A 25,012-nucleotide genomic window follows, 5' to 3' on the forward strand; every position below is an offset into this window, starting at 1 on the left:
CTGGATTATTTAGGAGCGGTCGCGTCGCTATACAGGGTGCGGCGGCTTTACCGGCCTACGATGTGATCATGCCTCCGCCGTTGACGTGAATGGTCTGCCCGGTCACGTAGCTCGAGTCGTCGCTGGCCAGATACACGTAGGCGGGAGCCAGTTCGAAAGGCTGCCCGGCCCGCTTCATCGGCACTTCCGTCCCGAAAGTCCGGACTTCATCCGCCGAGAAGCTGGAGGGAATGAGGGGCGTCCAGATAGGACCCGGGGCGACCGCATTTACCCGGATGCCATCGTCCACGAGCGACAGGGCCAGGGAGCGCGTGAAGGAGACGACGGCGCCTTTGGTGGACGAGTAGTCGATAAGGTCCTTCTGGCCTCTGTAAGCCGTAATGGAGGCGGTGTTGATGATGGAAGACCCGCAGCGCAGATAGGGCAGAGCCGCCTGGGTCATGAAGAAGAACGGGAAAATATTGGTCCGGTACGTATCGTAAAGCTGCTCCTCGGAAATATCCAGGATGCTTTGCTGCGGGAATTGAACTCCATGATTGTTCACCAGGATATCCAATCTGCCGAACGCCGACAACGTTCTGGCGACGACCTCGCAGCTTGCCGCTTTCGCGCGCAGATCCGCTTGTATCAGGAGACAGCGGCCGCCCAACTGCTCAATCCGGGCGCGTGTCTCTTCGGCATCGCTCCATTCGTACAGAAACACGATAGCCACGGCTGCGCCTTCTTTGGCGAAAGAAATGGCCGTCGCACGGCCGATGCCGCTGTCTCCGCCCGTAATGAGGGCCACGCGGTCCAGCAGCTTGCCGCTGCCGGTGTAATAAGGATTTTCGGCGATCGGCCGGGGAATCATTTCGGATTCGATGCCTGGCTGGCGGGGCTGATGCTGCGCGGGAAACGGGATCGGCTGTTCCTCGCATTTCGTTTCTTTGCCTATATAAGGATAGATGGGATACATGCTGAACCTCCTGAATAATAAGGGTAGGCGATTATCATGCTCCATCGTATTCCTCCGTGCCCGTTCGAGTGCCTAGATCTTCCCGAGCAGCTCAAACACGCGCAGGTAGTAGTCGTCCGGATGGGGGACGAAGTCTTTCTTGGCGACGGTGCGTACCGATTCGGGGGTTAGAGCGGAGCGGGATGAGCTGCTGTCTGTGTGCCCGTCCTCATGCTGCGCCAGAACGCCGCGGACTTCCAGGGAGTCGGCCGTGCCTTCGAAAAGAGCGGCAAGTTCGTGGAGCTCGGCCTCGTACAGCCCGGAGACTTCTTCCTCCTGAAGCGTGTACGCATCCAGGGGCCAATCGCTTGCATAGCCGAATACATGGCTGATTTCGCGGTCGATAAACGTTCTGCCGCGCACGGTTCCCCGCTCATCGGTGCGCACGGTAAACAGAAGGGAAAGCCTGTCGAACGGAACGCAGAGGCCCAGCTCTTCCTGAAGCTCGCGGGACGCTCCCTGGATCGTTTCGCCTGCGGTCAAATGGCCCGCCGCCGTAATGTCGAACCGGTCCGGGAACGTATCCTTGGAAGACGAGCGGAGCTGAAACAGCACCATGCGACGGTCTCCCTCGGGCCGGACGAGCCAGCAGTGAAAAGTCTGATGCCAGTATCCCGCCGTATGGACCTCCTCGCGTGAAGCGGTCCCGATCCGGTTGGCGTCTTTGTCGTAAATATCGAACATTTCGGGAGTCATGGAATTCCCTCTTTCTATTGTGTTGGTCCGGAATGCGGCTCCACCCGGTGTCTTATCTTGAAGCGTAAACGAAAAAAGAGCCCGGAGCAACCCGGGCTCTTCTTAATGAAGTGCCGACAAAGGAGACGCTTCTTATGAGCGCAGCCGTTCAAAAGGAGAAGACGAGCTGCGCCGGAGGCGAGTCGGGCGCAAGCGGCAAGAGCGTCTCCCCCTCGGCTGCCGTGCCGGTCGCGGTCGCGCCTGCCTGGGCTGCGCCGGGTGTTCCGGCGCCCTGCCGCGCCGTGCCTGAGCCGTCGGCGAATTCCCTGCGGCCTGCGCTGTCTCCGGCAGGGCCGGTGAATCCGCCGTCCCCTGCAGCACAAGCGCCCGCCTCAGCGCAGCCGCCGCAGGCACCGCCGGGACTGTCCGCGGGCGGCTCCCAGGCGATTTCAAGCGGCTTCCCGCTTGAACGGCCGGAGGCTGCAGCGCCGGCGGCAGCCCGCTCCCCCGGACGAGGCGCCTCTTCCTCCTCGTCCATGTCGCGCAGCCCGTGCCGCTCCAGCAGTTCGTCGACGTACCGGCGGACGGGATCGCGGTACTCGCGAGGCGCGTATGCGGAGGCCGCATACAGGCCGGCGTACTTGCCGACGAGCTGCGGGTAGTGCCGCCGGATCGTCTCGAAAAACCACACCTTGACGTCCGAGGCGCTCAGGCGCAGGTGCGACGCCATCACAAACTGCGCGCCATGCTCCGCCGCGGCGGCAATAAGCTCTTCGAGCTCATCCCGGCCGTCCGTAATGTAAGGGAGCATGGGAGCCATGAAGATGCCGGTCGGTATCCCGGCATCGGTCAATGCGCGCACCGTCTCCAGCCGCTTCGCCGGGGAAGGGGCGCCCGGCTCGAAGTTGCGCCAGGTCGTCCGGTTCAGCGTGTTCAGGCTGATGTTCACGGCGTAAACGGGCAGCTTCCGGAGCAGATCCAGATCCCGCAGAATCAGCGGAGATCGGGTCGTAATCGTCAGCGGCACGGGGTACTCCGTGAGCGCCTCGAGGCAGCCGCGCGTCAGCTTGGCGCGGCCTTCCGCCTGCTGGTACGGATCGGTCGCCGTTCCGATGGCGACGCGGCCGATCCCGGCCAGGCCTTTGCGGGAGCGCGCGGCTTTGCGGAGCTGCTCCCGCAGCGCCTCGGGCGCGTTCTCTTTCATCAGGATATTCGTCTGAAAGGTATCATCGCCGTTCAGCCCGAGGAAGGCGTGCATCGCCCGTGCGTAACAGAAGCTGCACCCGTGCTGGCAGCCGCGGTACGGATTAATGGAATGTTCGAAAGGCATCGCCGGAGTTTTTACCGGATTCAGCACTTGTTTGGCCGTAATCTTTTCATAGCGGACAGGGTTCATAGCAGGTTACCTTCCCGTTTTAGAATAGCAATATAGAACATATGTTTGTATTTAGTATAGCATACCTGAACCGGTCTTCATACAGGGAGGAACAGGGCTGTTTTTTCCTTGTTTTACCGGTGCGGGACAAGCTTTGTCGGATCTTGTTTTTGTCAGCCGAAAGAGGTCGGAAAGAGTCTTGACAATTTTTGCGGGCGGGTATATTCTTATACATGTCGGTTTTGCCCGGCACGATTCGCTTCGGAATATGCTGGTGTAGCTCAGGGGTAGAGCAACGCACTCGTAATGCGTAGGCCGGGGGTTCAATTCCCTTCACCAGCATCTTTATACAACCATTGGAATAACGCGGTTTCTCGCTTTCGAGGGGTCGCGTTTTTATATTGTCCGGATACTTGTCGGTTTCACGGGCCGTACGGCCTCAGTCAGCCGGATTTCCACGATCAGCCGGAAGGAGACATGATCACGATGCCAGAAGACAAGAACAACATGACCCTGCCCGGTTTCGCCCGGAAAATCATAGCGGCCACCGTCTTCATTAATATGGGCCGGTTTTCCGTATTCACGTTTCTGGCCGTCTACTTGACTCATACGCTGCAATTCCCCGCCTGGCAGTCCGGAACCGTCCTGACGGTCGCTCTGCTGATCAACCAGGCGGTCCCGCTCTTTTCCGGCATGATCGGGGACCGGATCGGCTACAGCACGATGCTGGTAGCCGGAACGTTTCTGGCTGCGCTGGGGTATCTGGGGATTTACGCGCTGGACAGCTTCGGCGGACTTGTGCTCGCCGCTTGTTTTATCGGTATTGGCCCGGCCATGTACGAGCCGTCCATCAAATCGCTGTTCGGCAACCTGCCGCATGCTCTGAGAAGACGCGCGTTCACCTACTTCAATCAGGCGCTGAACGCGGGTGCGGTTCTGGGAGCCGTAACGGGAGGCATTCTTGTCAGTTTTCATACGTCGTACCCGATGCTTTTCGGAAGCGTCTTGTTTCTCCTGGTTTCGGTGCTGCTTCTGACCCAAGCCAAAAGCTTTCCGAAAGGCCGGCATTCGGCCAAAATGCTCGACAGCTACAAAAAAGTGCTGCGAAACCGACCGTTTCTCGCGTTTTCCGGTGCGATGGTGATGTTCTGGATTATGTTCACACAGTTATCCGTCTCGCTGCCGCTCGAAGTTTATCGGCTGAGCGAAAACGGGCGCCTGGTCAGCAGCGTCGTGTTTTTCAACGGATTGTATGCGGTTCTGTTTATGTTTCTGCTGCGGGGCGTTTTTCAGAGAAATTCCGCTGCCGTGATCGTCAAATACGGGATGCTTATTATCGGGCTCGGCCTTCTCGCGGTTCCGTGGGTTCCCTCGGTACTCTGGGTCCTGCTTTGCGTGCTGTTGTTTACCTCGGGCGAAACGCTTGTGCTGCCGGGGGTGGACATCGCAATTGCGGAGTACAGCATGAACGAGGATACGGGCGCCTTCTACGGGGCTTTCGGGCTCTCTTACGCAGTCGGCGGGACGATCGGCAACTACCTGGGCACGTGGCTCATCGGCGAGTATGGCGGCACGGTTTGGCCGTGGGTAATATACGGGCTCATCGGGCTGTGCGGATTTATCAGCCTCCAGGCGCTTCAGGCAATGGGCGGCAAAACGGCCAAGACCGTCCATACGGCATAGTGCAGGTGCTCTTCATATAAAAGAAAAAGAGGTTCCGGGTTATCCGGAACCTCTTTTTGTGTGCAGGGGGGCGGCCGTCAGCCAAGAAATATCCGGTACACCGCCGCTTCGACGAATAGCAGACCTGCCAATTACAACGCCGCCAATCTGGTCCGGAAATCGTTGTCGTCCGTTATAGAGACGACATTTTCATAGCCCCGCTCCACGGCGTTTGCCTCGAGCCTTGCCAGAAGCTCCTGATCTTTACAGTAGAGAGCGGTATAAACCGAATCCACGATAATCAGGGCAAGCTCGCAGGAACAAGCTTTAAACTGCTCGTAATTCGTAACCTCCTGCACCGTCGATCCTGCGGGGAAAGCTTTGATGTCCACGAAAATCAGGTAATGCCTGCCGGTGCCGATCCGTTCCTTGAAACGGCCGCCGTCCATCGGGCAGCAGAAAGCTGATCCCTCTTTTCATACGTTCACCTTCTTTGGAATAAAGAGATGCAGTCGGCTGTAAGAAGCCGGTATTTACTCGAGAATCGCGTGTTTCTATCTCACCGTGTAAATGGTTGAAGATGCAAGTCATCAGCCCCGCAAAACATTTGCTGCTTTAATCATACACGCCGCTGACTTTTTGTCACCTAAAAGAAGAACAGGCTTCGCTGTCCGTCCGCCGCAGCCCCGCTCACTTCACCGCTTCCAGCAAGGTGCGTGTGTCCGCGATCTCGGCGAACTCGCCGTGCAGGTTCGCCAGCGTCATCGCGTGGATGTCCTCGGCCGCATGAACGCGTCCGTCCGGGCCCGTACGATCGAAAGTCGCCGCAGCGTCGGCTGCGAGAATCGTACGGAACCCGAGGTTCCCGGACATGCGGGTGGTCGTTTCCACGCAGTGGTTGGTCGTGAGGCCGGTGACGACTACCTCGGTGCAGCCGAGCATTCGGAGACGAGCCTCCAGGTCCGTTCCGATGAAGGCGCTGTTCACCGACTTGCGGATAACGGCTTCGTAAGGCAGAGGCAGCGCCTCGGGCTTAGGCTCTACCGCAGCGCTGCCGGCTCGGAACAAGGACTGCGGCGTCATCCCGATATGCTGCACATGGATAACCGGCCGTCCGGTCTCTCTCCAGGCTTCCAGCAGAAGGGCGATGTTGCTCTCCGCTTCGGGGTTGTTTCGCCTGCCCCAGCGCGGATCGTCAAACGCCTTCTGGACATCAATAATTAGCAGAACCGCTTTATCGTTCAGTTGCATCGGTTGACAGCTCCTTTCGCAGTTGCTATTCATTTTACTTGTCGGTGCGCTCGGATTACAGGTTATACTGAAAGGAAAAGTGTTCGTTCGCCTTGACTTTGAAAGCTTTTGAACGGCCGCATTTTAAAAAAGAAAGAACTGGGGGAGAAGGAGTTGGATCAGACAGACCGCAGCATACTCGCGCTGCTTCAGGAGAACGGGAGAATGAGTATGACGGAGCTTGGCAAGCAGGTGGGTCTTACGTCGCCGGCTGCCGCCGAACGGGTTCGGCGTTTGGAGGATAAGGGAGTTTTGACGGGGTATCGCGCCGTCGTGTCCCCGGAAGCCGTAGGTAAAGCGGTCATCGCGTATATCCTGATGGAAACGGAGCACTGCCGACGGTATGTGGAATTTGTCCGTCAGGTTCCGGAAGTTGCCGAATGCCACCGCATTGCGGGACCGTATAGTTATTTGACCAAGCTGGTGACAAGCTCCGTCCGCGAGCTGGAGACTTTTATCGACGCGTCTATGGAGTTCGGCAAGCCGTCCACGCTCGTGGTCTTGTCCTCGCCGCTCGCTCAGGCTCCGATTCTGCCTGTGAAGGAGTCGGTCCTGTAAATCGTTCATGAAGAAATCCGGCGGGCCGTGTTCATGTTTGCAATCTTTGCTCATACGTTTATAATAGTTTGTTGAGACATTGGGAAAGGTGTGGGGATATGAAGCGGTGGAACCGGAATGTTCAGAAGCAAGCATCGTTTCCTATTTCCTATTTGGAACACTGAGGCCGTTCAGGCTTTGGTGTTTTTTATTTTTCCGGAGGTGAAGGGATGAAGTACAGACGCGTATTGATCAAGCTGAGCGGAGGAGCGGTAGCCGGCAGCGGCGATTTCGGATTCGACCCGGAGAGGCTGGAGCATATCGCCCGTGAAATTTTGTCGGTGCTGGAGCTCGGCGTGGAAGTGTCGCTGGTGATCGGCGGAGGGAATATTTTCCGCGGCAATATGGGAGAGAACTGGGGCATCGAGCGGGCGGAGGCCGATAACATCGGCACGCTGGCTACGGTCATTAACAGCCTTATGCTGCGCGGCGTGCTGAAAGCGAGAACGAATGCCGAAGTGCGCGTGATGACCGCGATTCCCGTTACGTCGGTGGCGGAGCCTTATATACGTTTGAGAGCGATTCACCATCTGGAAAAAGGTTACATCGTCATCTTCGCGGGCGGTAACGGCCAGCCTTTCGTTACGACGGACTATCCCTCGGTCCAGAGGGCCATCGAAGTTAACTGCGATGCCATTCTGGTGGCGAAGCAGGGGGCGGACGGTGTTTACGACAAGGACCCGAACGTATATGGGGATGCCCGCATGTACGAATCGCTGCATTACAACGATGTGCTTCAGAATGATTTGCGGGTAATGGACCAGTCCGCTTTTATCCTCGCAAGGGATTATGGGATGCCCATTCACGTGTTTAACTTCGATAAGCCGGGTTCCATGAAAAAGATCGTGACCGGTATTCACTCGGGCACCACGATCCATGAAGCCGCGAAGCTGACTTTCAGCGTATAGCAGACGCGTCGCCGGAACACGGCGGCAGGGGCACGCCGGCTTGTATGAACGGCACAGGTCGGGGCCTCGGTCTCCTGTCCCTGAATGAAACAGCACCCCGCGAGGAAAGGAAAGCCGGCACCCGCTCTAGGTACATCCATTCCCAAGGGGATTTGACTTTTTCTACCCGCAGACGTATATTAATTTTAGATGTTTTAATTTTGCACAATCTAATAGATGGAGCAGTCGAATGAACCCGGGAGGTTATGAAGATGGGTGTGTATGAGTTTACGGCTCAACGGATTAACGGAGAAGAACAATCGCTTGAAGACTATAAGGGCAAAGTGCTGCTCATCGTCAACACGGCGAGCAAGTGCGGCTTTACCCCGCAGTATCAAGGACTGCAGGAGCTGTATGACGCCTACAAGGACCAAGGTCTTGTCGTACTCGGTTTTCCCAGCAACCAGTTTATGGAGCAGGAACCGGGGACCGATGAGGAGATCGAGCAGTTCTGCCAGGTCAATTACGGCGTTACGTTTCCGATGTACTCTAAAATCGACGTCAAGGGAAGCGGCGCGCATCCGCTGTTCCAATATTTAACCCGCCACACGGCAGGAATTTTGTCCAAAGAGGTCAAATGGAATTTCTCCAAGTTTCTCGTTAACCGTTCGGGCGACGTGGTCAGCCGGTATGCGCCGACGACCGCACCGTCCAAAATTTCCGGAGATATCGAGAAGCTGCTGGCGGAATCAGCAGAATAAGGATTGAGGCCCTATGAATTCACCATCTAAGCCGAGGCTTGAGAATCAACTTTGCTTTGCGCTATATGCCTGTTCGCGCGAAATTACGCGGATGTACCATCCCATGCTCGAAGAGCTGGGCTTGACGTACCCTCAGTATCTGGTGATGCTCGTGCTGTGGGAGAAAGACGAATCGACCGTAAAAGAGCTCGGCGAACGGCTCTTCCTCGATTCCGGCACCCTGACTCCGATGCTCAAAAGAATGGAAGCTTCCGGCCTCCTGAAGCGTACCCGCTCCAGCCGCGACGAGCGGAGTGTCGTCATCACGCTGACGGACAAAGGACACGCGCTGGAGCAGCCCAGCACGTGCATACCGGCACAGCTTATGACCCGCGCGGGCGGAACGGAAGAACAGGCCGGCGAGCTGCTGGAGCAGGTGAAACAGCTGCTGGCGGCGGTGAACCACGCTAACCGCAACAGCGGGGAGTAGGCGGATGACGCTGAACGCCGGCAGGAGTCCGCGGTCTTATCGATCCGTTCGCCAAACGGATTGACGGACGTAGGTTCTGGAGGCAGCCGTAAACCCGAATCCACTATGAAAAACGCAAGGTTCTCGAGACGAGAACCTTGCGTTTTTTTGGATTTTACGGCTTTTTAATTTCCTTAGGACTGCCTCTGCCTCTTGCCGGGGAGGAGGGAGCCTTTTCGTTCCGGCAAACGCTCCTAAGGGACCTGCTGTCAGTTGGAAAAAGTCACATACAGGTAAGCGTTGTACGTCTGCTGGCTGGTGCGTTTCTCCGGATTGCGGCTCTGGGTTCTGACCGTAACGGAAGACATGCCCTGCACATTGATCTTGGCCGGCAGTTCCTCCTGCTTAAGGAAAGCGGTGCCTGTCCCGAGCTGTACATAGAGATCGACTTTATCCTGAGAGATCAGGTTAACATTCATGTACTTCGAGCCATTCGGGGCAAAAGTCTGATTGATCTCGCCCTGGTTCTTCAAGTCCTGCACGGCTGCCGCTCCGGGCGGTGCCGTTACGCCGCCGGTTTGTCCGCCGTTGTCTTTGCCCGGCTTGCCCGTGCCCGTTCCCGTCGAGGGAATCTCGTCGTGGAACGTCACTTTAAGCGTAGCCGGGTAGGCGGCCAGCGGCGACCGTTTCTCCGGATTGCGGCTCTGGGACTTGATCCCGATCTGGCTGACGCGGTCTACCTGGACGTACCGGGGCAGCTCTTCCTGACGAAGGAACGCAATGTCTCCGTTCATATACAGGTACAGATCGGCAGCGTCTTTGGATGTCAGCTCGAGCCGCATATATTTTTTCCCGTTCGGGTAAACGATCGTGTTGAACTCGCCGTCCCGCTGGAGATCGCGGTCGAACGATCCCGGACCTTCCGCCGCTTCGCCGGGCTTAGGGGCCGGCATCGGAACCGGACGGAGAATACCGGTCGGGTTGATGCTGGAATAATTGCCGAGCACTCCCCGCGTCTTCAGATGGTCGAGAATCCGGTGAAGCACCGTCACCGCCTCGGCTCGCGTCAGTTTGGCCGAAGGATAGAACTTTCCGGCCGCGTCGGCCGTCAGGATGCCCGTTTTGTTCATCTCAATCAGCGCTCCGGCGGCGAGTGCGCTGTAGTCGTCGTAATTGGCGCCGCACGTCCCGTCCGCTTCCTTCAGGAAAAGAATCGGGTAAATCCCGCCCGGAGGGAGCTCCGAATTGTAGCGGTTGTCCTTACTCCGGAAAGATTCCAGCTCGTTCTCGGTATTAAACAGCCGGGTCGTAATATCCTTAAACCGGTTCATGTCGCCGCATACGTTGGTGGATTCCGGTCCCCCGTCTATCCCGTAAAGTCCGTACAGCATCATGGCCAAATCCCAGCGCGTAAACGCATATTCGGGATTGAACAGAGATTTGCCGTTGCGTGCGGTTACGGTCATATCTCCTACCGCGACGAACGTATCGCTGATTTCCCGGTAAGCCCAGTGGGAAGAAGGGACATCGACGTACGACGGCCGGCTGTAATTCAATGCGTCCGATCTGAGGCTCGGCCGGTATTTGTCGAACAGCCGGTAGACCATAACCGCCCATTCCTCTTTGTTTACGTAACGTCCCGGCTTGAAGGTTCCGTCCGGATAGCCCTGCAGAATCCCGCTTTGGGCCATGAACGTGATGGACTGAACGGCCCAGCTGTATTTGGCACTGTCCACGTCCGGGAACGGAGTGGAGGTCAAGCCCGCGCGCGCAGGCCCTGCCGGAAACAACGGCAGAATGAGTAAAATAGCCAGGATGATTTTCAAAGATAAAAGTTTCGTTTTCATATCGGGTTCCTCTTCATATCGAGTGATGGGTGCGTACAAATACGTGTAAGCGTCGGACACGGCGGTCCGTTTCACTTATCGTTTATATCGGCTGAAGCACCCGCAATTATTAGAAAAGGGCGAGGCTGGCTGGACTCAATCCCCGTCGATGAGGGGCGGAGCCCGGACCGGACGCCAAAAACCGCAGCAGAGGGACGCAGCCGGGATCGGGCGCTAAAGCCGCAGCAGAGGGGCGGACGTCGGATTAAACGCCAAAAAAACCGCTTCGGCTCTGTAGAGCGAAGCGGTTTCTAAACCGATCACGCTTGGGGTTCGCGGAACCCCCGGATCGGGTTGAATTTATTCCAATCAGTTGGACGCCTTCAGGCTGAATTCATGCTTTTCCTGATCCGGAGTGCTGTGGGCTGCCTGAGCTTTGGAACGGGATTTGCCGATGGAAAAAACCAGGTTCAGCACAATCGCCGTGAAGCTTCCGGCTACAATGCCGTTGCCGGTCAGAATCTGCACGCTCTCGGGAAGGTGGCTGAACAGCGTCGGGGCTACCGTTACGCCGAGGCCCATGCCTACGGAACAGGCGACGATCAGCAGATTTTCATGCTGGTTCAGGTCTACCGAGCTAAGCAGTTTGATACCGGAGGACACGACCATGCCGAACATGGCAATCGTTGCCCCGCCGAGTACGGCGGTCGGGATAAGCATGGTGAGCGCCGCGATTTTAGGCACGGAGCCGAGCAGGATCAGAATCACGCCCGCGGCAGCGATCACGCTTCTCTTTTTGACTTTCGTCAGCTGGACAAGCCCGACGTTTTGCGAGTAAGTCGTGTAAGGGAAGGAGTTGAACAGGCCGCCGATAATGCTTGCGAGCCCTTCGGCGCGGTAGCCTCTTGCGAGGTCCCGGTCCGTCAGGTCTTTGTCGCAAATTTTGCTGAGCGCCATGAACACGCCGGTCGATTCCATGACGGAAACGATGGCCACGAGCGTCATGGTCAGAATGGACGTGAGATGGAAGGTCGGGACGCCGAAATAAAACGGCTGGACCATGTGGAACCACGAAGCGTCAAGCACGCCCTGGAAGCTGACTTTGCCCATGAAGGCGGCGGCAATCGTGCCGAAGATCAGGCCGAGCAGAATGGAAACGGCCCGGATGAAGCCGCCGAAGAAGCGGTTCATGATCAGGATGAAGAGCAGAACTCCGAAAGACAGAGCCAGATTTTGCAGGCTGCCGAAATCGGCGCTGTTCTGACCGCCGCCCATGTCTTGAATGGCGACGGGAATGAGCGTCAGGCCGATGATCGTGACGACGGACCCGGTGACGACCGGCGGGAAGAAGCGGGCGAGCTTGCCGAGCAGGCCGCCGAACACGAAGATGATCAGGCCCGACGCGATGATGGAGCCGTAAATCGCCGTCATGCCGTGCTGGCCGCCTATGGCGATCATCGGAGCGACGGCCTGGAACGCGCAGCCGAGCATTACGGGCAGCTTAATGCCGAAGAGGCGGTTGCCCCACACCTGGAGGAGAGTCGCGATCCCGCAGGTGAGCAGGTCGATCGAGATCAGGTAGGAGAGCTGCTCGGGCGGGAGATGAAGCTTGCCTGCCACGATGATCGGTACGATCACGGCGCCCGCATACATGGCGAGAACATGCTGGAGTCCCAGAGAGCCGGTCTTAAACCAGTTGAACATGAGTATCCTCCTCGGAGACGCTGCTGTTCAGAAAGGTTACTTTCCCGTTATCCAGCGAAGCTACGCGAGCAAGCGACTCGACGCGGTAGCCGGCGGCCTTGAGCTTGTCCGCGCCCGGTTGGAACGACTTTTCGATCACGATGCCGATACCCGCTACTTCGGCGCCGGCCGCTTTGACGATGTTGGCCAGACCGAGAGCGGCTTCGCCGTTGGCGAGGAAGTCGTCGATAATGAGAACGCGGTCATCGGCGGACAGGAACTTTTTGGAGACAGTGACTTCGTTCGTTTGCTGTTTGGTGAAGGAATAGACGCGCTCCACATACAGGTTGTCGGTCAGCGTGAGCGATTTCTGCTTGCGGGCGAACACGACGGGCACCTTCATTTCGAGTGCCGCCATCACGGACGGGGCAATGCCGGAGGATTCCAGCGTCAGAACCTTGGTTACGCCTTCGCCGGCGAAGAGACGGCTGAATTCTTTGCCGATTTCAAACATCAGAACCGGGTCGATCTGGTGATTCAGGAAAGCGTCCACTTTCAGAACTTGTCCGGACAGAACCGTTCCTTCATCTTCGATTTTTCTTTTTAAAAGCTCCATGCTGGCATCCCCCATAAATGAAATAATGAGTTGAAACGAAAAACGCAAAAAACCCGAATCTGCACCGGACCCCAGAGGGCCGTGTTCATCGAGTGAAAGGCAAATAACCGCAAATGCCGCGGAAGCGGGTTGTCTCCCAGAGAGGGCGCAAAGGCCTTCCTGCGGATAAAAACCGTCCGTGGATCCGGAATTTGTCATCACCCGTAGTCCGGTCATTTACGGTGACCGGGTAGAGACTGGCAGGCCTATTCCTGCCTTTATACGAGCTGGCTGATTTTCGGTTGGCTTGTTGAATGATGGCTTCATTATACTCCAGAGAGCGGAGGGTTGAAAAGAAGAAAATGTCGAAAAGCCGAACTTTTTGATGGAAACGGGATTTCTTTGTTCGCTTATATGCCAGTTCATGGCAGACGAGGAGGGAATTGACCCTTGTAATGTCCAGGGAAAAGGGAAGAGTGGTTCAGCGGCGGCAGAGACCTGTGCTATAATGGCCCAAAAGCGGAGGAGGCGTTAACGACATGGGAGAAGATTTGCGTTATCCGATCGGAACTTATACTTATGAGGGAGAGATTTCCCCGGAACAAATTCAGGATTGGCTCGAAGAACTTGCGGCCGCTCCCTCTCAGCTGCGCAGGGCCGTTTCCGGATTGACCGAGGAGCAGCTCGATGCGCCGTACCGCCCCGGCGGCTGGACCGTTCGCCAGGTTATCCACCATGTGGCGGACAGCCATATGAACAGCTATGTCCGCTTCAAGCTGGGCGCGACGGAGAATGAGCCTGTCATTAAGCCCTATGAAGAGCAGCTGTGGGCGGAACTCGAAGACGGGAAGACGGCTCCGCCGGAGATTTCGCTGGTGCTGCTGGACGCGCTGCACGACCGCTGGGTGCGGTGGCTCCGGACTCTGGATGAAGCGGGCTGGGCCCGGACGTTCCTGCATCCGGCGAACGGGCCGACTACATTGGCGCGCGGTCTCGGCTTGTATGTCTGGCACGGCAAGCATCACACCGCTCATATCACCTCGCTCAGAGAGCGGATGAACTGGCGCTGACGGTTCGGCAGGTAAGCACAGGGGCCGGCTCCCTTTTAATAGGAAATAATTGCAGGTCCCTTCACATTTCAAGAAAACGACACATTCTTCAAATAAAGTGTACAAACCCGGGCACAGCCTGCATATATAAGCCCCGGAAGCGGCGGGAAAATCCCTGCCGCTTCCGGGGCTTGTTTGATTTTTGAGCTGGTACGTACTAAAATGTTCCAATTGGGATGCTGCCCGAAGTCTTGTCCTATAAGTATTTGAGAGCGGATCGCCTCCAAATAGATTACATATGATTCCAATCGCGGGACTGCGAGTTCAGAGACGGTCCGGGCGGGATTTTAATCCCTGCTTCTGATTACGAGGAGAAGCCCCGAGCGGATGGAGATCGACCCCTGCCCGGCTTGAAGCACATTGCTGATTCCGAGCGACTGTCCGATCTGGAGAGTCGCATTTTCCAGCGGATACTGAAAGCCAGTCAGCGTAATGCCGGTTACTTCCGTCGTTAAGGGGAGAAGAGAAACCTGCCCGTAAGGTCCGGCTGTAATCGCGATGCGGTCCCGTACCAGCTCGATATCGTTGTGACCATCGATGATGCGGGAGCGGATTCCGGCCTCCGCTCCTTTGCGGAGCAGGTGGATATTCGCCAGGGTATGATCGAGACGGGTGCCCAGCGCGCCGAGAAGAATGATTTCCGACGGATTGCGGTCAAGCGCCCAGGTATAAGCCAGCTCCGTATCCGTCCAGTTTTTGTCCACGGGGTCGCAGGCCACTAATTCCTCGCTGCCGCGGCGGATTTCGGCGAGTTCCTCCGGTGTGACGGAATCGAAATCCCCGAGCGACAGCCGGGGGCGGTAACCGCTGCGGACCAGATGGAGAGCGCCGCGGTCGGCTCCGACGAGAAGATCCGTCCCGGGATTCAGCGTATTCAGATGCTCGTCCGCCCAAGGGCCGAAAGCTCCCCCGGTGACAATGAAAATCCGCTGCTGCGTATGCGTCATAACGGCACAACGGCTCCTTCCGTTCTTTGAAATGGAAGTTTTATTATACCACAGCGGCCGATAACCGGGAACGAACGTGAAGCATGTGAAGCACGTGATGGAAACAACGGCGCGGCAGCCGAATCTTTCGGTCCAGCTTAATCCTGTAGGGCAACACAATACGGACGCGGAAGCTTTGCTTGGGCCCGTATTGGGTAGAGGCGTACAAAAAAACGGGCCCGGAGGCCCGCTGTTCGGCAATTACCGGTCGCCGGTTTTGACATGTTGGCGCGGCGGCGTATTTTCTTTCTGCTGGTGATCGATTTCCGCTTCGTTCAGGGAGAAGCCTTTCATCTCCCAGGTCGTTTCGCCCAGTACAAGATCGGCGGGGAACTTGTCGCCCCGTTTCAACGTGACTTCCCGGCCGGCTTCATCCGCATAAATGCCGTCCGTTTCAACCGTTTCGTGGCTCATAGGGTCCATGGTTTTGTCTTTGGACATGACTCACACTCCTTTCTCTTCATATAATATGGTCCTTATTTCGACAAAAAAATTCGGGAGAACGCTAATCTTTTTCGAATAATATGTCGATAATTGTTGAAAATCATAAAAATTTGATAGAGGGACAGGAAACTGTCCTTCCGAATCGAAAAGTAGGTAAAGAACCACATCTACTTACAGAAAAACCAAGAAATGTCGAAAATTCGGCAATTGAGGTTGGCAAGAGGGTAGAACATGACTAAGTTCATTCAAGCTATTGCATTAGGGCTCGTATTTGCGGTTCTTTTCTTATTCATCGGGGTGAAAGACGTCCGGGCCGAAACTTCTCCGCCTATGCGCGTGAATGCCCCGCCCGTCCTGTTGGACAACTGGGAGTACTGCTGGGCGGAGGAAGAGGGGGCCGGACGAACGGAAGGGCCGCCGCACAGCAGCGGAGATTGGAAAACGGCCGGTCGACTGCTGAATCCGCAGGACCGGATGGGCCGAAGCCATTTGTGGCTGCGGGTTCCGCTCCCTTCTCATACAGCGGCTGATCCGAGCCTGCTTATCCGCGCCTTCGACAACGTCGAAGTGTATACGGAACAAGGGCTCGCCTACCGTTTCGGGGATTGGCAGGAAGGGCGGAAATACCGCTATTACGGAACGCCCAGAAGAATTGTTCCGCTGCCGGAAAATTCGCAAGGGATGTTATATGTTCATCTCCAGTCGGAGTCGCGGAATATCGGGATAGAGGACGGGGCCATGTACGGCTCCGAAAGCGGTTTTATCAAGCGGATGGTCCGGCAGGAATTTTTCCGGGCCGTGCTAGGGGTTAGCTATATACTGGCGGGAATCGTGGTTTTTTGTGTTTCTCTCGGTTTGCGGAGCCACAAAGTTTTTCTCGATTTCAGCTTATTTTCCTTCTGTTTCGGCATTTACAGCATCTGCCGTTCGTCGGTCGTCTATCTCGTTTTCGACCACCCGGCCATACTGACTTATGCGGAGCTGATCGCCCTGTTCGGAGGCGTAATCGGCATTCTGATGTTTGTGGAGCATTTGCTCGGCTCCGGCAGGGGCGCATACATAAGAAGAGCCTGGCAGCTGCATCTCGCATACAGCGCGGGGGTCCTGCTTTTGCATGCATGCCGCGTCGTCTCCGTCGTGGAAATCGTCGATTGGTACCAGCTGCTGCTGGTTCTAAGCATGCCGCTTGTGATCGTCCGGGCGGCGGTCTGCGCAATGAAGGGAAACCGGGGGGCGAAACTGCTTCTGGTCGGAATCGGGGTCATCTGCCTGACCGGCCTGATCGATATTTTCCAGAACCGGCTGAACATCATGATCCGGTTCTCGCCCATGACGTATCTGGGCGTCTCGGTCTTTATCCTGCTGTTGATCGTGCTGCTCTTCCGCCAGTTTGCGGACATCATGCTCCAGCTCAAACGCTCGGAGAAACTTTCGCTCGTCGGTCAGATGGCCGCGGGAATGGCTCACGAACTCCGCAATCCGCTGACGATTATCTCCGGCTTTCTGCAGCTTTCGCGGAAACAGGCGCCGGATGCGCCTTATCTGGGCATGATGAGCTCCGAAGTCAATCGGATGAACGAGATCATCGACGATTTTCTGCTGCTGTCCAAGCCTGTAAACAGCCGTTTCGACCGGCACGAAGTGCTGCCTCTGCTCAGGGAAACGCTCCAGCTTTTCGATAACCAGCGCAAAGAGGCGGGGGTGAGCGCCATTCTTGAGGAAGAAGGCGCGATTCCGAAGATAGATTGCGATCCGAACCAGCTTAAGCAGGTCTTCATTAATATGGTGAAAAATGCGATCGAAGCGATGCCGGAGGGCGGGCTGCTGCACATTACGGTGTCCGCGCTGCCCAAGAACAAGGTGGGTATCCGTTTCGCCGATCAGGGAAAAGGAATCGAGCCCGGCCACCTTACGAGGATCGGCGAACCGTTCTTTACGACGAAAGAGAACGGGACGGGATTGGGCCTCATGGTCAGTAATAAAATCATCGAGAACCATGCGGGCATCCTGCGGGTTTCCAGCCGTTTGGGTCTCGGGACGACCATTGATATCATACTGCCTGTCCATATCAAAACGGCGTAACCGTCCGGTTACGCCGTTTTTTTCGTGCCGCGGTGCCAGGCCGTACCGCTTTGGCGTACCGCCGTGAGCACCTTTCCGTCGTGCCGTGCCCTCCGTTAACATACCGGCGTCCGATCAGACGGGACTTCCGTTGAATTTGTAACCGACTCCGCGCACGGTAATGATATACCGGGGGTCCGACGGGTTCGGTTCGATTTTTTTGCGGAGGTTGCTGATGTGAACGATGAGAGTCCGGGGATCGCCGAAGCTCTCCAGGCTCCAGACCTGTTCGAAAAGCTGCTCAATCCGGTAGACGCGATTCGGATTTTGCGCCAGCAGGCTGAGCAGATCGAATTCTTTGGCGGACAGGGCGATAGGCCGCTCCTGAACTTTCACGATATGACTGTGCAGATCAATCTCCAGATCGGGATATTTCAGCACGTGCTGGTCCGCCGGATTACGGGATGAAGAGCATCTGCGAAGCAGCGCTTTCACGCGTGCGACAAGCTGTGCGGGACTGAACGGCTTCGTGACGTAGTCGTCTCCTCCTATGCTCAGACCGAGAATGATGTCGATGTCTTCGCTCTTCGCCGACAGGAAAATAACCGGGATGTCGCTTGTTTTCCGCAGTTGGCGGCACAGCTCTATACCGTCCATGCCGGGAAGCAGAATGTCCAAAAGAATAAGGTCGGGACGTTGTTCCGTGACCAGTTGAAGCACATGATCCCCGTGATCGGCGGTAATGACTTCGAAGCCTTCGCGCCGTAAATACAGGGAAACGATCTCCAAAATATGGTGATCATCGTCGACAACAAGAATTTTACTTGCCTGCATGAAGAAACCTCCTAGCTGCTGCCCGTGCTTAAAAAAGGAAAAAAACTCCAAGTGTGACTTGACAAGCTGTTACTTTTTTCCTAACAAAAAAGGTTTATACCCTACATTCTATCCTTTTTTTGCCTGAAATGAAAGAAAAAATCCTTGGTTTCGCAAATGAGTAGGTAGTATATATAGGCACTAAGTCCTATTTTCTAAAATCTTTATTCATAATGACATAGAACGGCATACTTATCAACAGGCTTATGAACATACAGACGCGGACGGGCTTCATCATGTATAGTAAAGAGGCAACGATTTGATGACTCCTGCTGCAACGGAAAGGAACGGATTCCCAAGTGAGAGAATCGCAATCACCGACAACACCCAAAGAGCCGCTTATATCGGCTATTGTCCCTACATATAACCGCCCTTACGTATTGGGCGAGCTGCTGGAGACGTTGGCGGCACAGAACTACCCGAACCTGGAAGTACTGGTTGTGAACGATGCCGGCGTGTCCGTGGATTTTGTGAAGGAAGCTTACCCGGAGCTGGCTGTTACGGTCATTAACCAGCCGGTTAATTTAAAGCATGTGCATGCCCGCAATGAAGCGCTCCGGATTGCCCGGGGCGAGCTGATTCTGCTTTGCGACGACGACGATCTCCTGACGCCGGGGCATATCAGGCGCATGCTTGCCGCTCTCGAAGAGACCGGAGCGGACTTTGCCTATTCCGATGCGGAGCTGTTTGATTACCGGGTGGAAGGCCGCACGCGTATTCCGGTCAGCCGCCGGTTGTTCGCTTACGAGTTCGATCTCGCGGAGATGAGGAAATTTTCGACGTATGTGCCGTCGGGCACCCTGTACCGGAGAGCCGTCCACGACACCCTGGGCGAGTACGATCCCGATGTGCATCATTATTGGGACTGGGACTTTTTCCTCCGAGCCGCCGCTTCTTATAAAATCGTCAGAGTTCCCGTCGCGAGCGTACTCTACGCTTTTTCGCTGAAAGGGGATAACGTTTCGGGAAACCGGCAGGAAGGGAATCCATACCTCGGCAGGCTATGTGCCAAGCACGGTCTGGGTGAACTGCCTTCGGAAAACTTTTTCACCCTGCTGGACAAACCGCACATGCGTCAAAGAGAAGCCCCATCCACGATTATATGGGACGGAGAGCCGGTGATCTCCCGTCTGTCGGAACAAACCGAGTCTATTTAACTGGAAGCATTCGTGTTATCCCCGTACGGTACGGACTAGGGATGGACGGCACAGAAGCTTACTCAACCAGGCGCAACCTCTTAGAACAGAAGCCTTCTGCAGCCGCTGCTGCCCGGAAGGCTTTTTGTTGTCCGGCCTTGCCGGATGTCCGAAGAGACGGTCGGGGAATTGGGCTGCCTGGGCTACCTGGACCTAAGACCAGGTATAAAAACCGTCGTGAGTCGGTTCTGATTCCCCCTCCCGACCGAGTAGAATAGTGACAAGAACAAGGTTAACGGAAAGGGTTGCGGACCATGAAAAAGAACGGACATAAAGTATTGATTCTCTCGGGAAGCTATGGAGACGGGCATAAACAGGCGGCGGAAGCGATCCGCCGCGAGATCGCTCAGAGGTATCCGGGAGCGGAGACGGTCCTGCTCGATTTTATGGAGTGGACGCATCCCTTCATGAACTCCATCGGACGGTACATGTTTTTGAAAGGACTCCAGACGTTCCCGTCGGCATACGGATATGTATACAATAAAACGAGAGAAGCCAACTTTTTCTCGTACATTTTGAAACAGTTCAACCGCTTCGGCTTAGGCCGCATGATGAAGCTGCTCCGTGAAGTGGAGCCGACGGTGGTCGTGTCCACCTTCCCTCCGGCTGCGGGAGCTATGTCCGCCGTACGGGCTTACGGACTGTACGATGTGCCTACGGCCACGGTCATTACGGACCATACGGACCACAGCTATTGGGTTTACCCGGAGACCGACAAGTACCTGGTCGGTTCCGACACCGTCCGGGACGGCCTGATCCAGGCGGGTGTGCCCGCGGGACGCATCGAAGTAACGGGCATTCCGATCCGGCCGGAGTTCCAGGGCACCTACGAGAGCGCCCAGACACGCCGCCTGCTCGGACTCGACCCCGAGCTGCCGACGATCCTGTTCATGGGAGGAGGCTGCGGGATGATGGGCGGCGAGCTGGCGAACAGGCTCGAAGCCTTCGAGGCGCTGCCGGTCCGAACGCAGCTGGTCGTCGTGTGCGGGAACAACGAGAAGCTCCGCGCGCAGATTACGGAGCTGGCGGCTCATTCCCGCCATCGGATTCTCGCTACCGGTTACGTGAACAACGTACACGAATGGATGGCCGCGGCGGATATACTCGTTACGAAGCCGGGGGGCCTTACCATCTCGGAAGCGATGGCCATGAAGCTGCCGATCGTGATCTACAAGTCCCTTCCCGGACAGGAAGAGGACAATGCCCGTTTCCTTCTGCAGGCGGGAATCGCCGTAAAAGCGAAGAACATGAACGATTTGATCGGACAGTTGGGCATTCTGCTGAGAAGTCCGTCGCTGCTGTATACCATGCGGGAGAACCTGGGCAGAACGCGCCGATCCAACGCATCGGCCGAAGCGGTGCGAATCGTGCTGGAAACCCGCAGCGAACGGCGCTATGCGGCGGCTTTACAAGAAATTTGGTAAAAGCGACAATAATGTTTACGCAAACTTCGTATAATAACCCTATTCCATAACAGGAAGCGTGGTTATGCCCATGAACCCCGATGCGAAAATACTTATCCTCTATGCCAGTTACGGAGACGGCCATCTGCAAGTATCCCGGGCCCTGCGGCAGAGCTTTGAAACTCAAGGCGTCAGCAACGTAGAGCTTGTGGACTTGTTCGCTCAGGCGCATCCCTGGTTCAATTCCTTCACCCGCTTCGTGTATCTGAAAACATCTTCCATCGGCCTGTACGGCCTCAGCTACTACCTGACGCAAGATATGCGGGCGGACGCCCTGCTTTCCAGATGGCTTCACTCCCTGGGAGACCGCAAGCTCCGCCAAATGATCCGTGAGCATCAGCCGGCGGCGGTGGTGAACACTTTCCCCCTTAAGGGGATGCCGGATACGGGACCGCACTGCGGGGAGACGATTCCGACTTTCTCGATCGTGACGGATTACGATCTTCATTCCCGGTGGATTCACCCGGATGTACAGCATTATTTCGTTCCTTCGGAGGAACTGAAAACGCTGCTGGTCGCCAAGGGCGTGCCGGCGGATAACATCAAAGTCAGCGGCATCCCGCTGCGGCCTTCCTTTCAGACCGCAGGAGACGGGAACGCCGGGTTAACAAGCGGAGAGGCCGAACAGGCGGCTCCCTTTGTGCTTATGATGGCCGGTGCGTACGGCGTGCTGAGGGGCCTGCGCGGACTTTGCGCCAAACTCCTCCGGGACGTTCCGGACGTGAGAATCGTTCTCGTATGCGGCCGCAATGAGCGCTTGAAGCGGTATTTTGAAACGGCTTTCGCCGGACAGGAGCGCGTGTGCGTGCACGGTTTTGTGGAGGACATCCACCGGTTGATGGCGGCTTCCGCCTGCATGATTACGAAAGCGGGCGGGGTTACTTTGTCCGAGGCGCTTGCGCTGGATGTACCCGTTATCGTTTACCGCCCGTTTTTGGGCCAGGAGAAAGAAAACGCCGATTATTTCGTGAAAAAGGGCGCGGCGCTGGCCGCTTTTAACCCGGATGAGCTTGTCCGGCAGGTCGGACGGGTTATGCGCGGAGAATGGCCGCCGGAGTCGGCCCGCACGTCCGCCCGCAATCTGCACAAAAAAAATGCGGGCCAGACGATTGTCTCGCATATTCTAGAAGAGATCGGGCATCATCCTGCCCGCAGCAGCGAACAAGCGAGGTGAGAACGATGGATGAGAACAAACAGCGCCGGCTTTCCGCCCGATTAATCGGGTACGCATTCATTCTATTTGTCGTGGAATTCGTCCGGGGCGCTTACCTGCTGTCTTATTTGCCCGTATATGCGGCGAATGTTCTTCATTATCCCGTGACGGTTGTCGGACTGGCGATTTCCATTCACTATGTAGTCGATATGATTGTAAAAGGGCTGGCTGGGCTTCTTCTCGACCGGTTTCCCGCCCGGGTTATCGTCGGCGGAGGGATGTTCTTCTCTCTGATCGGGCTTATTCTGCTGCAGGGACCGCACAACGTGTTTATTTTTCTCCTGTCGGCGGCTTTGTTCGGGGTCGGAATTTCCCCGATCTGGCTCGTTTGTCTGAGCCGTATAACGGCCGAACAGCGCGCTTTTCAAATGGGGGTCCTGTATACCGTCTGGCTCACCGGACTCGGTGCCGGCCCCGTCGTTATCAATTTTGTGCTGGATTACAGTCTGTCGGTCACGTATTTTATCCTGCTCGGACTGTGGGGGCTGGGCTGTCTGCTTTCTATGGGAATGGGGGGCAGGGCGGAAGGAACGCGGAGGAAAACCGTCACGTGGAAAGTTCAGGCGGGCGTACTCAAAAAACAGCTCGGTGCAGCGAAACCGCTCCTGCCTCCGATGATGCTGCAGACTCTTGCGGCGGGTCTGCTTGTCCCTGTTCTTCCGGGGTTCGCCTCCGGAGTCATGGGCCTGCAGTATGCGCAATATTCCATGGTTCTGCTGGCCGGCGGGCTGTGCACGGTCATTTGTTTAATGCCGATGGGAAAACTCTCCGACCGCTTCGGGCTCCGCGGATTTCTGATCCTCGGGTTTGCGTTTCTGGCGGCGGCCTTGTATGTCATGACGTTTATAAAAGAACTGGAGTTTGCGCTGCTGACGGCTGCGCTGCTTGGCATTTCCTACGCCTGCGTGCTGCCGGCCTGGAATGCGCTGATGGCTCTCTACGTTCCCAAAGGGCACCAGGAGATGGGCTGGGGGACGCTTTCCAGTGTCGAAGGACTTGGCGCTTTTATAGGGCCGGTTCTCGGGGGCTGGCTGGCCGACCGGTACAGCGAGGTTTTCGTGATTTCGGCAAGCGCGGTCCTGCTGGGAGCCATCGCTCTGTGGTACATATTAGTACCGCTTCAGCCTTCAGTTAAGACAGACGGCAAAGCCGCCGTAAAGGGGGTGACCTACCGTGGTTGAAGGAATGATCTGGATGGTCTTTATTTTTTACCTGATCTACACACTTGTGCCTACCTTCCTGATTCGGCGCCTCGGATACGGCGTGTTTAAAAGCAGAACCGAGAGCCCGTGCGCCGCATTGACTTTTGACGACGGCCCCGATCCGCAGTATACGCCGCAGCTGCTGGATCTGCTTGCCCGGAAAGGCACGAGAGCCACTTTTTTCGTACTGGGCGCCAAGGCGGAGCATTACCCGGATCTGATCCGGCGTATGCACGAGGAAGGACATCTGGTCGGGCTGCATAACTATATGCACCATTCCAATGCTCTCATGACACCCTGGAAGGTGCGCCGCACCTTGGAACATTCGGCAGACGTGATCGAACGCATTACCGGGATACGGCCGGTTCATTACCGTCCCCCGTGGGGCGTTTTCAACGTGTTCGACTTTTTGCTGATCCGCAAATTCCGTATCGTCTTGTGGTCCATGGCCGCTTTTGACTGGCGCAGCAGAGGGGGGACCGACAAGATCAAACGGAAGCTGATCGGCAAAGTGAAAGACGGCGCCGTCATTCTCCTGCACGACAGCGGCGACACACTGGGCGCGAACCCCGACGCGCCGGGTTATATGATCGAGGCACTCGCGGATGTGCTGGAGGATGCCCGTCGGCGGGGCATCCGTTTTGCGCGTATTGACGAGCATCTCCCGAGCCGGAGGCTTCCGGAACGGCTCGTCCGCCGCGGCGCGGAGAAGCGGACCGCTCTGCCGGCAGCGTCCTCGCCGCGCGATCAGGCATCGCAGGCTGCCGGCGATGCAGCGACGAGCGCGCAAGCGGCCGGAGAGGCGGCGGCTGCCGCGAAGGGCTCCCGGACCGCAGGCGAAGCGTCTGCGACAGCGCGGGACCCGCAGGCTGCCGGAGAGGCGGCGGCCATGCACAGCTCGCGGGCCGCGGGTGAGGCCGAGAGCGCGCAGCTCCCACAGCCCGTGATGGAAGCGGCGCCCGCCCTTGAAGCGCCGCAAAGCCAGCCGCCTCCGCCGCCGGAGAAGCACCGGGGCCTGGCCCTGCGCGCTTGGATGCTGTGGGAGCGGCTGTTCCACCAGCTGTACCGGGTACAGCCCGGAGATCCCGAGCACCGCTTCCTCCACTACCGGATCCGGGCGTACCACGGGCAGGAGCTGATTCTCGAGGACGGGGAGATCATCCGCCCGGGCGACAAAGTGGCGGAGCTTCATCTCGACAACGAATGGCTGCGCCGGGCCGGATCGCAAAGCTCGTCCATGATGAAGCTGGCCGTGCAGATGATCCGGGCCATGGGTAATTCCATGCCCAGACTGGCGCACCGCCTGCTGACGGACCCGGCCCTTGCCGATCTTAAGGGCGTGTACGGTATCTCCATGATCCACCGCGGCACCAGGCAGTTCGGATTTACCGTCCTGCCGCTGCATAACCGCCTGTGGCGCTGGTCCTCGACGCTGTACCTGCGTGTTCTGCTCGGGATGCTTCACCCCGGAGGATTCGGACGCCTTCAGAAGAACACCGCACGGCTGAATCCGCGCATTATCGCGATGTCGGTCAGCCAGATGAAGAAACGTTATGCTCCCGGATTGAGTGCGGCAGAGCCTTCCTCCGGCGCTTATTATCCGGAGGAAGCGTACGGTGCGGTTCTTCAAGAGCTTCCGGAAGGAGTGGCGGGAAAAGGCGGGTAACTCCGG

General features: G+C 56.9%; 23 protein-coding genes, 1 tRNA gene and 1 riboswitch. Of the genes, 13 read left to right on the forward strand and 11 right to left on the reverse strand.

Annotation, left to right across the window (positions count from 1 at the left end; genetic code table 11):
- Positions 1 to 55: 55 nt before the first annotated feature.
- The 3 genes from ABH899_RS19360 to ABH899_RS19370 all read right to left on the reverse strand — a co-directional run bounded on the left by ABH899_RS19360 (position 56) and on the right by ABH899_RS19370 (position 3,065).
- On the reverse strand, positions 56 to 955 hold the full coding sequence (locus ABH899_RS19360) for an SDR family oxidoreductase (RefSeq protein ID WP_369999529.1): 900 nt from the start codon (positions 953 to 955) through the stop codon (positions 56 to 58).
- Positions 956 to 1,027: 72 nt separating this feature from the next.
- On the reverse strand, positions 1,028 to 1,690 hold the full coding sequence (locus ABH899_RS19365; RefSeq protein WP_369999532.1) for an NUDIX hydrolase: 663 nt from the start codon (positions 1,688 to 1,690) through the stop codon (positions 1,028 to 1,030).
- Between the two features lie 148 nt (positions 1,691 to 1,838).
- On the reverse strand, positions 1,839 to 3,065 hold the full coding sequence (locus ABH899_RS19370; RefSeq protein WP_369999534.1) for an SPL family radical SAM protein: 1,227 nt from the start codon (positions 3,063 to 3,065) through the stop codon (positions 1,839 to 1,841).
- A 249-nt stretch (positions 3,066 to 3,314) separates the two neighbouring features.
- Between ABH899_RS19370 and ABH899_RS19375 the strand changes: the two genes are divergently transcribed.
- A tRNA-Thr gene (locus tag ABH899_RS19375) sits at positions 3,315 to 3,386 on the forward strand.
- Positions 3,387 to 3,530: 144 nt separating this feature from the next.
- Positions 3,531 to 4,727, forward strand: a complete 1,197-nt coding sequence (locus tag ABH899_RS19380) for an MFS transporter (protein ID WP_369999537.1) — start codon at positions 3,531 to 3,533, stop codon at positions 4,725 to 4,727.
- 131 nt (positions 4,728 to 4,858) lie between these two features.
- Here the strand turns inward: ABH899_RS19380 and ABH899_RS19385 are convergent, their stop codons facing one another.
- Together ABH899_RS19385 and ABH899_RS19390 are read right to left on the reverse strand one after the other, a co-directional pair.
- A complete protein-coding gene (locus ABH899_RS19385) occupies positions 4,859 to 5,155 on the reverse strand; it encodes a DUF2691 family protein (protein ID WP_369999539.1) in 297 nt (98 codons plus the stop codon).
- A 241-nt stretch (positions 5,156 to 5,396) separates the two neighbouring features.
- Entirely contained in the window at positions 5,397 to 5,951 is a 555-nt protein-coding gene (locus ABH899_RS19390; protein WP_369999759.1) for a cysteine hydrolase family protein, read from the reverse strand.
- 159 nt (positions 5,952 to 6,110) lie between these two features.
- Between ABH899_RS19390 and ABH899_RS19395 the strand changes: the two genes are divergently transcribed.
- The 4 genes from ABH899_RS19395 (at position 6,111) to ABH899_RS19410 (ending at position 8,710) form a co-directional block, all read left to right on the forward strand.
- On the forward strand, positions 6,111 to 6,554 hold the full coding sequence (locus ABH899_RS19395; RefSeq protein WP_009674688.1) for an Lrp/AsnC family transcriptional regulator: 444 nt from the start codon (positions 6,111 to 6,113) through the stop codon (positions 6,552 to 6,554).
- Positions 6,555 to 6,763: 209 nt separating this feature from the next.
- Entirely contained in the window at positions 6,764 to 7,501 is a 738-nt protein-coding gene (pyrH, locus tag ABH899_RS19400; protein WP_326054755.1) for a UMP kinase, read from the forward strand.
- Between the two features lie 251 nt (positions 7,502 to 7,752).
- Positions 7,753 to 8,241 carry a glutathione peroxidase gene (locus ABH899_RS19405; RefSeq protein ID WP_369999548.1) on the forward strand — a complete coding sequence of 163 codons (489 nt, stop codon included), beginning with the start codon at positions 7,753 to 7,755 and terminating at the stop codon, positions 8,239 to 8,241.
- A gap of 13 nt (positions 8,242 to 8,254) precedes the next feature.
- A complete protein-coding gene (locus tag ABH899_RS19410) occupies positions 8,255 to 8,710 on the forward strand; it encodes a MarR family winged helix-turn-helix transcriptional regulator (protein WP_009674685.1) in 456 nt (151 codons plus the stop codon).
- Positions 8,711 to 8,958: 248 nt separating this feature from the next.
- On the opposite strand, the gene ABH899_RS19415 is transcribed toward ABH899_RS19410, so the two are convergent.
- The 3 genes from ABH899_RS19415 to ABH899_RS19425 all read right to left on the reverse strand — a co-directional run bounded on the left by ABH899_RS19415 (position 8,959) and on the right by ABH899_RS19425 (position 12,814).
- Positions 8,959 to 10,536: an S-layer homology domain-containing protein gene (locus ABH899_RS19415; RefSeq protein WP_369999552.1), complete on the reverse strand. Its 1,578-nt coding sequence runs from the start codon at positions 10,534 to 10,536 to the stop codon at positions 8,959 to 8,961.
- A gap of 348 nt (positions 10,537 to 10,884) precedes the next feature.
- The gene (locus ABH899_RS19420) at positions 10,885 to 12,219 is read right to left on the reverse strand and encodes a nucleobase:cation symporter-2 family protein (RefSeq protein WP_369999555.1); all 1,335 of its coding nucleotides are present in this window, start codon (positions 12,217 to 12,219) and stop codon (positions 10,885 to 10,887) included.
- Positions 12,203 to 12,814, reverse strand: coding sequence for a xanthine phosphoribosyltransferase (locus ABH899_RS19425; protein ID WP_009674690.1), 612 nt, complete (start codon positions 12,812 to 12,814; stop codon positions 12,203 to 12,205). Before ABH899_RS19425 ends, ABH899_RS19420 begins: the two co-directional genes overlap by 17 nt.
- A gap of 184 nt (positions 12,815 to 12,998) precedes the next feature.
- Positions 12,999 to 13,099: riboswitch (purine riboswitch) on the reverse strand.
- 233 nt (positions 13,100 to 13,332) lie between these two features.
- Here ABH899_RS19425 and ABH899_RS19430 point away from each other — a divergent pair.
- A complete protein-coding gene (locus tag ABH899_RS19430; RefSeq protein WP_369999559.1) occupies positions 13,333 to 13,863 on the forward strand; it encodes a YfiT family bacillithiol transferase in 531 nt (176 codons plus the stop codon).
- Positions 13,864 to 14,189: 326 nt separating this feature from the next.
- Here ABH899_RS19430 and ABH899_RS19435 read toward each other — a convergent pair whose 3' ends face one another.
- The gene (locus ABH899_RS19435; protein ID WP_369999562.1) at positions 14,190 to 14,849 is read right to left on the reverse strand and encodes a thiamine diphosphokinase; all 660 of its coding nucleotides are present in this window, start codon (positions 14,847 to 14,849) and stop codon (positions 14,190 to 14,192) included.
- A 240-nt stretch (positions 14,850 to 15,089) separates the two neighbouring features.
- A complete protein-coding gene (locus tag ABH899_RS19440; RefSeq protein ID WP_009674659.1) occupies positions 15,090 to 15,329 on the reverse strand; it encodes a hypothetical protein in 240 nt (79 codons plus the stop codon).
- Between the two features lie 234 nt (positions 15,330 to 15,563).
- On the opposite strand from ABH899_RS19440, the gene ABH899_RS19445 reads away from it, so the two are divergent.
- Entirely contained in the window at positions 15,564 to 17,414 is a 1,851-nt protein-coding gene (locus ABH899_RS19445) for an ATP-binding protein (RefSeq protein ID WP_369999564.1), read from the forward strand.
- 114 nt (positions 17,415 to 17,528) lie between these two features.
- Here the strand turns inward: ABH899_RS19445 and ABH899_RS19450 are convergent, their stop codons facing one another.
- Positions 17,529 to 18,227 (reverse strand): response regulator, encoded by a 699-nt coding sequence (locus tag ABH899_RS19450; RefSeq protein WP_369999567.1) that lies wholly within the window; start codon positions 18,225 to 18,227, stop codon positions 17,529 to 17,531.
- A gap of 338 nt (positions 18,228 to 18,565) precedes the next feature.
- On the opposite strand from ABH899_RS19450, the gene ABH899_RS19455 reads away from it, so the two are divergent.
- The 5 genes from ABH899_RS19455 to ABH899_RS19475 all read left to right on the forward strand — a co-directional run bounded on the left by ABH899_RS19455 (position 18,566) and on the right by ABH899_RS19475 (position 25,006).
- Entirely contained in the window at positions 18,566 to 19,423 is an 858-nt protein-coding gene (locus ABH899_RS19455) for a glycosyltransferase family 2 protein (RefSeq protein ID WP_369999570.1), read from the forward strand.
- Positions 19,424 to 19,716: 293 nt separating this feature from the next.
- Positions 19,717 to 20,886 (forward strand): MGDG synthase family glycosyltransferase, encoded by a 1,170-nt coding sequence (locus ABH899_RS19460; RefSeq protein WP_009674679.1) that lies wholly within the window; start codon positions 19,717 to 19,719, stop codon positions 20,884 to 20,886.
- A 64-nt stretch (positions 20,887 to 20,950) separates the two neighbouring features.
- Positions 20,951 to 22,099 carry an MGDG synthase family glycosyltransferase gene (locus ABH899_RS19465; protein ID WP_369999574.1) on the forward strand — a complete coding sequence of 383 codons (1,149 nt, stop codon included), beginning with the start codon at positions 20,951 to 20,953 and terminating at the stop codon, positions 22,097 to 22,099.
- Between the two features lie 5 nt (positions 22,100 to 22,104).
- On the forward strand, positions 22,105 to 23,319 hold the full coding sequence (locus tag ABH899_RS19470; protein WP_009674704.1) for an MFS transporter: 1,215 nt from the start codon (positions 22,105 to 22,107) through the stop codon (positions 23,317 to 23,319).
- Positions 23,312 to 25,006, forward strand: a complete 1,695-nt coding sequence (locus ABH899_RS19475) for a polysaccharide deacetylase family protein (RefSeq protein WP_369999577.1) — start codon at positions 23,312 to 23,314, stop codon at positions 25,004 to 25,006. Before ABH899_RS19470 ends, ABH899_RS19475 begins: the two co-directional genes overlap by 8 nt.
- Positions 25,007 to 25,012: the final 6 nt, after the last annotated feature.

This window comes from Paenibacillus sp. RC84, from assembly GCF_041260495.1.
Lineage (GTDB): Bacteria > Bacillota > Bacilli > Paenibacillales > NBRC-103111 > Paenibacillus_F.